This window comes from Candidatus Fukatsuia symbiotica, assembly GCF_003122425.1.
Lineage (GTDB): Bacteria > Pseudomonadota > Gammaproteobacteria > Enterobacterales > Enterobacteriaceae > Fukatsuia > Fukatsuia symbiotica.
The window spans coordinates 1,743,993-1,756,864 of the sequence record NZ_CP021659.1 but is presented as its reverse complement, the minus strand read 5'-3'; the positions used below and the strand labels follow the sequence as shown (position 1 = coordinate 1,756,864).

8 protein-coding genes and 2 pseudogenes are annotated in these 12,872 nt (G+C 43.7%); 4 read left to right on the top strand and 6 right to left on the bottom strand.

Features of this window, described 5'->3' with window-relative positions:
• Window positions 1-229 precede the first annotated feature (229 nt).
• Window positions 230-2,364 (top strand): annotated as a pseudogene (gene rlmKL, locus CCS41_RS08520) (bifunctional 23S rRNA (guanine(2069)-N(7))-methyltransferase RlmK/23S rRNA (guanine(2445)-N(2))-methyltransferase RlmL).
• A 5-nt stretch (window positions 2,365-2,369) separates the two neighbouring features.
• Window positions 2,370-4,301 carry an ABC transporter ATP-binding protein gene (locus CCS41_RS08515; RefSeq protein WP_072549752.1) on the top strand — a complete coding sequence of 644 codons (1,932 nt, stop codon included), beginning with the start codon at window positions 2,370-2,372 and terminating at the stop codon, window positions 4,299-4,301.
• Window positions 4,302-4,345: 44 nt separating this feature from the next.
• Here the strand turns inward: CCS41_RS08515 and CCS41_RS08510 are convergent, their stop codons facing one another.
• Window positions 4,346-5,728 carry a hypothetical protein gene (locus CCS41_RS08510; protein WP_162860035.1) on the bottom strand — a complete coding sequence of 461 codons (1,383 nt, stop codon included), beginning with the start codon at window positions 5,726-5,728 and terminating at the stop codon, window positions 4,346-4,348.
• A 297-nt stretch (window positions 5,729-6,025) separates the two neighbouring features.
• Here CCS41_RS08510 and rmf point away from each other — a divergent pair, with 297 nt between their 5' ends.
• Complete coding sequence (rmf, locus tag CCS41_RS08505; protein WP_072549754.1) at window positions 6,026-6,196, top strand: ribosome modulation factor; 171 nt, start codon at window positions 6,026-6,028, stop codon at window positions 6,194-6,196.
• 78 nt (window positions 6,197-6,274) lie between these two features.
• Here rmf and fabA read toward each other — a convergent pair whose 3' ends face one another.
• Entirely contained in the window at window positions 6,275-6,811 is a 537-nt protein-coding gene (fabA, locus tag CCS41_RS08500; RefSeq protein ID WP_072549755.1) for a bifunctional 3-hydroxydecanoyl-ACP dehydratase/trans-2-decenoyl-ACP isomerase, read from the bottom strand.
• 126 nt (window positions 6,812-6,937) lie between these two features.
• A complete protein-coding gene (locus tag CCS41_RS08495) occupies window positions 6,938-8,683 on the bottom strand; it encodes an AAA family ATPase (protein ID WP_072549756.1) in 1,746 nt (581 codons plus the stop codon).
• A 218-nt stretch (window positions 8,684-8,901) separates the two neighbouring features.
• Between CCS41_RS08495 and matP the strand changes: the two genes are divergently transcribed.
• Window positions 8,902-9,351: a macrodomain Ter protein MatP gene (gene matP, locus CCS41_RS08490; RefSeq protein WP_072549757.1), complete on the top strand. Its 450-nt coding sequence runs from the start codon at window positions 8,902-8,904 to the stop codon at window positions 9,349-9,351.
• Window positions 9,352-9,428: 77 nt separating this feature from the next.
• On the opposite strand, the pseudogene CCS41_RS08485 reads toward matP, so the two are convergent.
• The 3 genes and pseudogenes from CCS41_RS08485 to CCS41_RS08475 all read right to left on the bottom strand — a co-directional run.
• Window positions 9,429-10,269, bottom strand: a pseudogene (locus CCS41_RS08485) (tRNA/rRNA methyltransferase); the annotation flags it as partial.
• A 109-nt stretch (window positions 10,270-10,378) separates the two neighbouring features.
• Window positions 10,379-10,909 carry a DedA family protein gene (locus tag CCS41_RS08480; RefSeq protein WP_072549758.1) on the bottom strand — a complete coding sequence of 177 codons (531 nt, stop codon included), beginning with the start codon at window positions 10,907-10,909 and terminating at the stop codon, window positions 10,379-10,381.
• Window positions 10,910-11,100: 191 nt separating this feature from the next.
• The gene (locus CCS41_RS08475; protein WP_072549759.1) at window positions 11,101-12,846 is read right to left on the bottom strand and encodes a protein-disulfide reductase DsbD; all 1,746 of its coding nucleotides are present in this window, start codon (window positions 12,844-12,846) and stop codon (window positions 11,101-11,103) included.
• Between the last annotated feature and the right edge of the window lie 26 nt (window positions 12,847-12,872).

The following is a 12,872-nucleotide window of genomic DNA, read 5'->3' as shown; positions in this document are numbered from 1 at the left end:
GTTGCCTAATAAAATTCTTTTTTATCAGGCAAACAACGGTAATATTAACGTACAATGGTGTAAATAATAGGTCAAAATGAAGAGGTAACTGATTGATAAATAGTGACTGAAAAGTTGTGTTTTATCTTTTTTTGTTGCCTGTAATTTAGGCGAAAATATTTTATTTATTTGTTTTTAATGGGTTATTTTATTTTGTGGCTACTTATTTTATCGAAGGTGATAGTACGGTATGGATCCCCGATTTTTCAATAAACTGTTTGCCAGCACCGCGCGCGGTCTTGAAGAACTGCTCAAAAACGAACTTGAAATGCTGGGCGCTAGCAACTGTAAGTTAGTACAGTGTGGAGTGCATTTTCAGGGTGACGATCGGGTGTTGTACCAAAGTCTACTGTGGAGCCGCTTAGCTTCACGCATTTTGTTACCACTCAATGAATTTAGTGCCAATAATGATCAGGATCTGTATCTTGGCGTGCAATCTATTGATTGGTCGACTATCTTTTCAGTCGATAAGACGTTTGTGGTGCATTTTAGTGGCGTTAATGACAGAATCCGTAATAGCCAATATGGTGCGTTAAAAGTAAAAGATGCCATTGTCGACAGTTTTGTCAGTAAAACAAAACAACGCCCCTCAGTGGCTAAACAACAGCCAGATATCCGTATTCATGTTTTTTTACAGCGTAATACGGTCAGTATAGCGCTGGATCTTAGTGGTGATGCGCTACACCAACGTGGTTATCGTGAGCTAGCGGGTCAGGCACCACTTAAAGAAAATTTGGCAGCCGCGATTATTCTACGTTCTGGTTGGCAATCAGGTACACCCGTGGTTGATCCCCTATGTGGCTCTGGTACTTTTTTGATCGAAGCGGCCATGATGGCTGCAGATCGGGCGCCCGGGCTATATCGTCAGCATTGGGGTTTTAGCGCTTGGCAGGTTTTTAATAAGGAGTTATGGCATCAACTGATCAGAGAAGCGCAAATGCGGTTTACTGCTGGTTTACAGCGGGCAGGTTCGTGTTTCTTTGGCTCTGATAGTGACCCACGGATGATTGAGATCGCAGCATTAATGCTGTTCTGGCAGGGGTTGCTGAGTTAATAACCTTTAATACTCATGATATCAGCAAGCTGGTTAACCCTTTACCGCAAGGTGTTGTCGGCAATATTATTAGTAACCCACCTTATGGTGAACGACTAGAAAGTGAACCAGCGTTGATTGCGTTGCATAATTTGCTCGGACGTGTAATGAAGACTGCCTTCGGCGGTTGGCGTTTATCCCTGTTTAGTGCTTCACCTGGTTTACTGAGTTGTTTACAACTGCGTGCCGAACGCGAGTTTAAAACCAAAAACGGCGCACTGGATTGTATACAAAAAAACTATCAGTTGTCCGCGACTCGACATTGTACTCGCGGCATACATATCGCTGAAGACTTTGCCAATCGCCTGCGTAAAAATAAGCGTAAATTGGAAAAGTGGGCGCAACAACAGGGGATCGAATGTTATCGCCTGTATGATGCTGATTTGCCAGAATACAATGTGGCAGTAGATCGTTATGGCAGTAAAATTGTTGTACAAGAGTACGCCGCCCCAAAAACAATTGATGAAAAAAAAGCACGGAAACGGTTATTTGATGTGATAAATGCAACTCTAGCGGTGTTGGAGTTACCATCCAATCAACTAATACTGAAAACCCGTGAACGGCAGAAAGGGAAGAAGCAATACGAAAAGTTGGCACAGCAAGGCGAGTTTTTTTTAGTCAATGAATATAACGCTAAATTATGGGTTAATTTGACCGATTATCTCGATACTGGATTGTTTCTTGATCACCGCATTGCCCGCCAAATGCTTGGCAAAATGAGTCAAGGAAAAGATTTTCTCAACCTATTCGCTTATACGGGCACGGCAACGGTTCATGCAGGTTTGGGCGGCGCACGGAGCACTACGACGCTAGATATGTCACGTACCTATTTACAATGGGCGGAGAAAAATTTGCAAGCCAACAGATTAAACGGTCAACAGCATCGTTTGATTCAAGCAGATTGTTTGTCTTGGCTAAATAGTAGTCGTGGGCAGTTTGATATTATCTTTGTCGATCCGCCAACTTTTTCCAATTCCAAACGTATGGAAACCACTTTTGATGTACAGCGTGATCATTTGTGCTTGATAAACTCGCTTAAGCGATTATTGCGTACTAATGGAACCATTATGTTTTCTAATAATAAACGTGGCTTTCAAATGGACTTGATGGGAATAGAAGCACTTGGGCTGGTAGCGAAAGACATTAGTGTACAGACACAATCGACCGATTTTGAGCGTCATCGCCAGATACATCACTGTTGGTTGCTAACGCACACCAGTAAGGAAGAATAGAAACTATGTCATTAATTAGCGTCTCTAATGCCTGGTTGTCGTTCAGCGACGCTCCGCTATTAGATCATACTGAATTGCATATTGAACCGAATGAGCGCGTCTGTTTGGTAGGGCGTAATGGTGCAGGGAAATCCACTTTACTCAAAATTTTGAGTAAAGAAGTGACGTTGGATGACGGGCGTATCATTTATGAACAGGATTTGCGAGTAGCACGTTTGCAACAAGATCCACCGCGTAATGTGGATGGCACAGTATTTGATTTCGTCGCTGAAGGCGTGCAGGAGCAATCTGAACATTTGCGTGCTTATCACGTGGCTCTACAGCAGGTAGAGCAGGATCCCAGCGAGAAAAATCTTAATTGCCTGGCTGCATTTCAGGCAATTATTGATCATCAAGATCTGTGGCAATTGGATAGCCGTATTCATGACGTATTGGAACAACTTGGTTTATCAGCCGATGTACCTCTGTCGTCATTATCCGGCGGCTGGTTACGTAAAGCGGCACTGGGTCGTGCATTAGTTAGCTCACCACAGGTATTATTACTTGATGAACCAACTAATCATCTTGATATTGAAACCATCAACTGGTTAGAGAACTTCCTAAAGGAATTTCAAGGTAGTATGGTGTTTATTTCCCATGATCGCTCTTTTATCCGCACTATGGCGACGCGTATCGTCGATCTTGATCGGGGTAAGTTAGTCTCGTGGCCAGGTGATTATCAATGTTATCTTGCCAGTAAAGAAGAAGCGTTACGGGTTGAAGAATTTCAAAATGCAGAATTTGATCGCAAATTAGCGCAAGAAGAAGTTTGGATCCGTCAAGGTATTAAAGCACGCCGTACTCGTAATGAAGGTCGAGTGCGCGCGTTAAAAGCTTTAAGGGCTGAGCGGTCACAACGTCGTGAAGTGATGGGAACCGCCAGGGTACAGGTAGAAGAAACGGTGCGTTCCGGCAAAATTGTTTTTGATTTAGAAAAAGTGCATTATCAAATTGACAGTAAAATTCTTGTACAGGATTTTAGCGCACAAGTACAACGTGGCGATAAAATTGCCTTAGTTGGATCCAATGGTTGTGGTAAAACGACCTTATTGAAACTCATGCTGGGGCAGCTTAAAGCGGATCATGGTAAAATACATTGTGGCACCAAACTGGAAGTAGCCTATTTCGATCAGCATCGTGCTGAACTCGATCCAGAACGTACGGTGATGGACAACCTAGCTGAAGGGCAACAAGACGTGATAGTCAATGGGCGGCCGCGTCATGTGTTGGGTTATCTGCAAGATTTCTTGTTCCAGCCTAAACGTGCGATGACACCGGTTAAAGCCTTGTCGGGAGGCGAACGTAACCGTTTATTATTGGCTAAATTATTTTTAAAACCCAGCAACCTATTGATTTTAGATGAACCAACCAATGATTTAGATGTAGAGACATTAGAATTGTTGGAAGAAATGGTGAATAGCTATCGGGGCACAGTGCTGTTAGTCAGTCATGATCGCCAGTTTGTCGATAACTCAGTCACGGAATGTTGGATTTTCTCAGGAAACGGTCAAATCAGCAGCTTTGTTGGTGGCTATTATGATGCCCATCAGCAGCGTGCAGCAGCTAGGCCTATGCGTCAGGTGGAGCCAGAGGCTTTAGTGACGAAAAAAAATACAATAGCAAAGAAATCAGTGCTAAAAAGTAGCACCCACACGGCCAAACATCAGCCCAAAAAATTCAGCTACCAGCTACAGAGAGAATTGGACCAACTTCCCGAAAAGTTGGAGCAACTCGAAGCTCAAATTGGCGTACTGCAAACCCAGTTAAACGATAGCCATTTTTTTTCTAAATCTAAGGCAAAAATTCAACAGGTTAAAAAAGATCTGAAAGAAACAGAAGCTGCATTAGAGGTTGCCTTTGAGCGCTGGGAACTATTAGAAGCACAGAAAAATGGCTAGAAATTTTTCTGTGCTGTTCACAAAGGATACAGATCGATGGTGGGTTATCGACTACAGCTTACACGACCTGCAGCAACTCTACTAAGTGAGAGAAAAGCATGCGTGGTGCTGTTGGCGCATCCAGTGAGCAGGCTAGAAAAATTTGCTGAGTTGATGCTGTTCACTACTAAATTGGATACACCTTTTAATCTATTTCCCACAAAATGGGATGTATTCTTTAATCCGTTCACCACGGAAAAGGATATATCGTTTAATCCATCATGCGCTAGATAACGTACTTTAGTTGTTAACATTCCTCCTGTTTTTTTATCTGCAGCGGTATATAGTGCTGTAGCTCCACTGCATATGAAAGCACTATACGGGCTACCTAAGCCACAATAATATAAACCTAAGCTAATCAATGTTAGCTGCATGTTTTCATGTATTGGTATCCTATTTAACCAGGGGGTATATTCTAAAAGCATATCTGTTATCAATGGAGCAAATGTCACTGTCGTAGCTGTGGCTAAATTAGGAAAAGTAGGGTTAGCAAGACAAGAATAGACTATACCCATTTGGTTTCCGACACGAGCAGCCAGTACGGCATTCGACCCCACCTCATCACTACCAGCAGGTGTTCTCAGTAACCATCCACCAATCATAGCACCAATGCCAGTGGCCCATTTTACCGGCTCAAGTTGTGGCTGTAGAGGGTCCGAAAGCCGAGCGAATGCAAACCCAACGGTACTGGATGAAGCCCCTGCCGCCGAGGTATTACCCGATGCCCAGCCTAGCAGACCGGCTACGCTTCCAATACATGCTGCCGTGGTAGCATCGCTCATATTTGCATCATTGCCGGCAGCAACAGATCCGGCTATCAACGTACAGCCTACAATATGTGTCAATACTGACCCGCCCTGCATATAAGCAATGACACCCAACGTGATACCCTCAGATATTTTTTCAGAATGAAATTTTATTACCACGCAGCAAATAAAAGTAGCGCCAACTAATCCCACAGCAGCCATAAAAGGTATAGAGACTACCGGTGCTAGCACTCCAACAAGAGCATAAACAGCTATTGCACCAGCTAAACCAAATTTACAGGCGTTGAATATTTTTGTTGGATCGAGTTGTAACCGATTTAGCTTGAACCATCGGTTGTCTGCTACTTGTGGCATCGAGCTTAGTTCTCTCGAAACTAAGGGGTTAACGAGATATGAAGGCTCTACCTCGTGAGAAGCTACAGGTAAGCCAATAGCATGGGTATCTGATTGATACGCGTTATTAGAGCAAGTTATAGGATTACACATCATCTGAAAAGTATTACCTGTTGAAATAATGCTATTTCTAATTCTACTACTTTGATCTGCCAATGCTCTGTGTCCGTAACTCACTACTGGCAATAGGCGTCCTGAAAATGAAACCCCTGGTGAAGTTGGCATCATAGACTCCTTATCATTTGCATTATGATTTGTATTTTTTATGTTTCTAAAATGTTATATATGTAAAATAATTAATAATGGAGAGTAACGCATACTTTTAAAATCATATTATTTATATTTAGTCAATAATTATATAAGGAAATAAAATTAAAACTAACGTATTGGCGTCACTTAAAAAATATTGGCGTGAATATTGCGTATTGCTTTTTGTTATTAAAACGGTTATCTCTGGTATGTGGTCGTGTACAAAGCGACCATTGTTTTTTTTCCAGCAAAGTTATCAAGTGAGGGAAACAAGGCATGAAGAGACTGAAACGAGATCGTCTGCAAAGGGCATTATCACGGGGTTATCAGGCGGGTATTACCGGGCGTTCAAAGGAGAAATGCCCCTATCAATCATTGAAAGCGCGCGGTTATTGGTTAGGAGGCTGGCGACAAGCCATGGAAGACAGAACGGTGGTCGTTACTTAGGTAAAGGCTCTGATGCGCTGTAGAAAGATGAAAAAACCTCCGCAAAGCGGAGGTTTTTATGCGTTTGACGTAACTGCGTCAAAACATGGAGTCATCTTTAAACAACCCCACTTTCAAATCGGTAGCAGTGTAGATTTGCTTATCATCAACCAATACTTTTCCGTCGGCAATGCCCAAGAACAATTTAGACTTGCAAATACGTTTGAAATTAATTTGATAAGTGACTTTTTCGGCTGTAGGCAATATTTGACCACTAAATTTTACCTCGCCAACACCGAGTGCTCGGCCTTTACCTTCACCACCTAGCCAGCCAAGATAAAAACCCACCAATTGCCACATGGCATCGAGACCCAGGCAGCCAGGCATCACGGGATCATTGATAAAATGACAACCGAAGAACCACAAGTCTGGGTTGATATCCAGCTCGGCTTCAACGTAACCTTTTTTATGGCTACCACCGTCACCTGTAATGTTAACAATACGATCTATCATTAACATATCACCGGCTGGCAATGCTGGCCCATGTATCCCAAAGAGTTCACGACGGCTTGATGCTTGAAGATCTTCTTTTGTATAAGAACGAATTCCTTTAGCTGATTCGCTTTCATCTACCATATTCTCAGTAAACCTTATTTTTATTAGCGAGTATTAAAACTGTTAACAGTAGTATCGGGTACAATGCAGCTGTATAACTCCCCCGATGACAGCATATATCAGTCCATGTAAGCTGAGCCAATCTAATCAGCGTAGCCAGTTTAACCAGCGGAATAGCCAATGTCTCCGCCGTTCATGCATATTCACTTGTGCGATTCGTTCCTGGATTATACCTAATAGGTTCGTTTGTTGTTCATCTGAATAGGACAGACCTGTCAGTAATGGCAGCGTTTCAGCTACCGTAGACACAGCCCATAGATGGAATTGACCATTTTTAACCGCTTCAACAATCGGTTGATGTAAACAAAGATGGCGCACGTTGTTACAAGGAAGTATCACTCCTTGCGTCCCACTTAAGCCACGTCGTTGACAGATTTCGAAAAAACCCTCGATTTTTTCGTTGACACCACCAATAGGCAGAATATTCCCAAACTGATCGACAGAACCCGTTACCGCAATCTGTTGATTAATGGGTTGTTGAGAGAGCGCACTGATCAAGGCACATAATTCAGCCAATGAAGCACTGTCACCATCAATATCACCATAAGATTGCTCAAAAACTATCGATGCAGAGAAAGGCTGCTGCTGTTCTAACGCAAGCTCAGAAATTAAAAAGGCCTGCATAATCATCATTCCTTTGGCATGAATATTGCCTCCTAGCTCTACTTTACGTTCCACATCCACAAATTCGCCATCACCAAGGTGTACAACACAACTTATACGTGTTGGCTCCCCAATCATGCGCGGATGACCTGGGTATTCCAGCACAGACAACCCGTTGATTTGACCAACGACCGATCCTTCAGTCTGGATCAAGATTTGCCCCAATTCAATTTCATCCTGTAACCGTCTGGCAAGATAATTTTGCCGCCAATCCCGCATATTCAAAGAGATGTTCAACGCGTTGGCGGTAATAGTTTCTTGTTTTTCTTCATGTAGTAAAGCTTCGGCTAATTGATGACTGAGCCAGCTCGGACAGAGTGGCAAGTAATCTTGATCACCGCTGTAACGAATTGCTTGTTGAAATAAGACTGCCCACGCGTCAGAGGCCAACGGAGGCAAGTGATCTTCTTCCCGTAAGGCGTTAATGTAACCACACCATAATGACATATCATTAACATTGTTCAGTGGTAACTCAGCCTCACATTCACCATAGACAGATAACTCACCCAATTCTGGCTCTATATCATGGAAATCTCCCAAACCCAGCCGATCTCCAACGATAACCAAACGCAGATCGAGCGGTATTGTGGGGATCTGGAGTGGCAAAGGACGTGTTTCATCAGAGGATAGCCATTCGAAACGCTGTTGTATGACCATTTGCTTAAGACGTAGCCACATCAAAGGTTGCGCAAGCAATGGGCGCACTGAAAGGACTAATACACCGCCATTCACTTGATGTATCAAGCCAGGCTGTAGGCTGATTTGATCTTTATGACATCTAACGCAGCCAAATAATTGCTCTGGCTCGATCCATTCTTGATAGAGACAACTTGCTTTCGCTACGAAGGCTTCATCACCTTTCTGAGCCGGTTGCCAAATCATTTTGTTGTCTTGCATCCGATAGTCACCACCACAAAGGATAAGATCCTGTGGCCGAAATTTTTTTATCGTCTGAGTGATTAGGGCAAGATAGTGGCTATTCTCCGGCGCTTTAATCTGCATAAAACGTGATTTTGACTGTGGATGGCAAAATAGCTTTATGCTGCTTTTTAACCGCAGCTGTACCTCGGAAAAAGGCACCGCAGCCAATTGGTCGGCACTAGAAAATAATGCTTCATAGGGTGCGGTATCGGGCAGTAGAGACTGCCATTCAAGTCGTTTATTAGTCAAAATGTTAGATGCAATTGTTAAAAAGGAAAGGGCGATTATACAAGAATAAAGTAAACTGCATAGTAAAGTAGGTGGCTGTAATCGGAGACTAAACGAATATCCGATGATATCCGATGATATTCGTACGAAGAATCGCCGAATAAGACGTTTTTTATACGGTGAAATTTTTTATAAAGCTGTTATGCTTTTAAAGTTACGCGGTCACTGAAGAGCTCTCCATGAAATATCAACAATTAGATAACATTGAAAGTGGTTGGAAATGGGCGTATCTGGTAAAAAAACACCGTGAAGGTGAAAAAATTACCTGCTATATCGAGCAAAGTGCTGCCGATGAAGCCGTAGCGCAATTACTAAAGCTGGAAAATCAACCCGTGAAAGTGCGGGCATGGATTGACCAGCATATCAACGCAGCCCTGTGTGACCGTCTGAAGCAGACTATCCGAGCCAGGCGCAAACGCCACTTCAACGCTGAACAGCAGCACACTCGTAAAAAATCTGTCGATTTAGAGTTTTTGGCATGGCAGCGATTGTCGGCATTGGCCCGAAACCGTCAGATGACACTCTCAGAAACACTGGCTCAGTTGATTGAAGATGCCGAACTGAAAGAAAAATATGCGGCCAATATGTTATCTCTCAAGCAAAATCTAAAAGACATTCTTGGTAAATAAGACCACACCTTTAAGAGCCTATTCGAAATCTCTTGTGCTCGCTGATACTTCGTCGAGAATGTGCTCAAAATCCCTATTTACTGCCTTTGACGCCACCACTCCGCAATATAATAGCGGTTGCAACCGAAACATTGAGACTATCGACTGAACCGGTACCAGCGATAGTGACGTTAATATCACCTTGTTGCCAGATATTTTCTGTCAAACCATGACTTTCCTGCCCGAGTAGCAGTAGCATTTTGTCAGGTAATATGGTTTTTGCCAGGCTTTCCCCTTTATGACTGGAGGTAGTCACTATGCTGTAACCCGCTTTGCGAAAAGCCTCCAACGCCAGTAGAAAATCATCCGTTTCGATGGCCTTAATGTGTTCCGCTCCCCTTCAGCAGTACGTACTGCTGCTCCAGATTCTAGCAGTGCTGAATTCGGTAACAACAGTGCATTAACACCAAAATGCGCGCAGCTACGCATAATTCCGCCAAGATTATGAGGATTGCTTACATTTTCTAATGCCAATACGCAATTTTTTTCAGCTGCTTGCTGCAAATACGCTTCTACACTCAGTCCCTGACGTTTTTTAATTAAAAAACAGATACCACCATGATGCTCGGTACCCGAAACGTTGCTCAATTCTTCTGCATCAACAACACGATAGGCTTTGTGATTGGCGGCCATCCATTTCAGCGTTTTCCGGAAACGTGGTGTTACTGATTGCAGCAGTCAGGCACGTACGATGGCATCTTTACGATGGTGAAACAATGCCTGGCACGCGTTTTCACCATAGACACGTGTTTCTTCAGTTCGTTGGCGGCGTAACTGCTCGGGATCAATTTGACTGTGACCACTGATACCTAGGTGATCCACTTCTGACTCTGCTAACCGCGCCCGAGATACCCTTTTCCATGGTGAAGGGGCAGGGCTAAGCTCTTTTGGAGATGTCGGGTGGCGCGGCTTATCCTGTTGTGCCAATCTGCTACGGTGCTTTTTGTTCATTATCTTTCTCCAGCAACGCATAGAGCGTGCCGATTAATCAACCCATCCAATGAGCAAGCCATTGAATGCCGAATGCTCCCGGGGCTAATATACCGAAAGCCCAAATAAGGGCAGAGGTAACATTAGCAAACTGAAAATGACCCTGTGGCATGGCACAAACACCAGCAACCAATGGAACAACAGCACGTAAAGGACCAAAAAAACGTCCTATAAATGCACCAAAAATGCCCCAGCGTTCAAAAAATGCATGTCCACGTTCTAACAAGTGTGGATTACGTGACAATGGCCATAGAGTATTGACACGATCTTTATAGTGAAAGCCAATCCAATAGGAAAGCCAGTCACCAAAAAATGCGCCAGTGGCAGCGGCAACCCATATTGGCCAGAAAGAAATACCACTTTCGCCAATTAAAGCACCGAATCCCAGTAAAATAATCGTTGCAGGCAGAAGTAAAGAGAGAAAAGCCAAGGATTCACCGAATGCAAGGAAAAAGACCAGAGGAATTGCCCAAACTTCGTGCGCGCGGGCAAAATCTGTAATGTAAGTAACAATATCGTTCAGGATCACAGTGTTTCCTGTCAATGGTTAATTAAAGATAACATGCTTGGTCGCAGTGTACACACGAGTATATGAGGATTGCGAGCACCATGTAACGCAGAATTTGCAGCATGCATCAGGTTTTGCAAGAAGTCTATTATCGTAATCAAAAGACTTGATGAACGCCGCCCGAAACAATTATCGATATGCTGGCAAAAATATCAAAGTAAATTATTCTGTATATGAATTATAAAATCATTGGCATTCATAAACCCGTTGATCCGTGAACCCACTATTTCACGCCCTTGTTTATCAAAAAAAAGGATAGTGGGCAGTCCTAGCACGTGCAGTTTTTTTAGCATTGCGGCCTGTTCGTGACTGTTACTGGTAATATCTGCCTGTAATAGCACAGTGTTCGCCAGTCGTTGGTGCACATCAGGATCGCTAAAAGTATATTTTTCAAACTGTTTACAAGTGATACACCAATCGGCATATAAATCTAACATCACTCTCCGCCCTTTTGCCTGCTCGAGTGCATTATACAACTGTGACAGATTTTCAACCTTTTGAAAATTTAGATGATTACCCGTCGCTTGTTGCTGTGGATCTGTAGTAAATACCCAATCCTGTAACGGGCGAGCGACAATTAACAGCACGGTCAATAGCAACAATTGTAATACACGACCCCAACCGCGAGCGATTGTTAGACTCAACGTGAACGCCCAGCCAAAGAAAGCGATGGCGAGTAAGCTCCACAGACGTATTCCCCAGTGGGCGTCCAATACCCGCTCAAGTAGCAGCACAGGGAGCGCTAAAATGACAAAGCCGCAGGCCTCTTTAACGTACTGCATCCAACGTCCATTGCGTGGCAATAGCCGGTTGCCAAACAATGTCACTATAATCAAAGGGATCCCCATTCCTATTGCATACAGGTATAGGATCCCTCCCCCCGCAAGTACATTGCCACTTTGCGCGATATACAACAACATGGCACTGAGAGGAGCGGTGGTACAGGGGGAACAGATCAATCCGGCCAACATACCCATGATAAAAACACCCGCCAGCGAACCGCCTTTTTGATGGTTACTCCATGTCACCAAGCGAGTTTGCAGAGCAGAGGGAAGATGAAGTGAGTAGCACCCGAACATTGATAATGAGAGTAAAATAAACAGCACCGACAAGCTAAAAAGCACATAAGGATGCTGTAGGGCTGCCTGAAATTGCAGCCCTGCAGCAGCGACTATGAGTCCTAATAGCGTGTAGGTCAGCGCCATACCCTGCACGTAGAGTGCCGCCAATAATAAAATTTGTCGCTGACTCTGCTGTTTTTCGCCTCCGAGAATAATCGCTGAAATTAAGGGATACATCGGCAATACACAAGGGGTAAAGGCAATGCCGATCCCGATCAGTAACGCCCAAAACGGAGAAAAGGGAAGGGCAGTAGGTGATGTTATTGCGGCAATCGCCGGCATATCTTCAATTCTGTTAGCCGATGGGGTGTCAGTCGATGGTTTTAGTTTGTGGATGGCATTGAGTGGAATAATGCGAGTTTCTGGTGGATAACAAAACCCAGCGTCGGCACAGCCCTGATAAGTCACACTGATACTGGATACATCCGTCGCCTGTGTTAACGGAATTTTCAATATCAGTTGTTGTTTAAAAATTGTTGTTACACCATAAAATTCATCCTGATGAGCGAGACCTTCAGGTATGACGAATGCCCCCAGTTTAACCTGTTGCGGCACAATTTTTAGCTGCTGACGGTACAGATAATAGCCGGGACGAATATGCCAACTCAGGTCTAACTGGTCATTTTTCTGCCTGAAATCAAAGGTGAAGGCCTGATCGACAGTCATAAACTGACTCTGTTCATTGATCAGCGGTTTGAAAGGCGAAGCCTTGGCATGTGGTGCCAGTAGTAACAGGCTATACAGTAGCAAAATCCATTTAAGGTAAGGTTGTGTCATAACAAATCATCTTTAATCTTCATAAA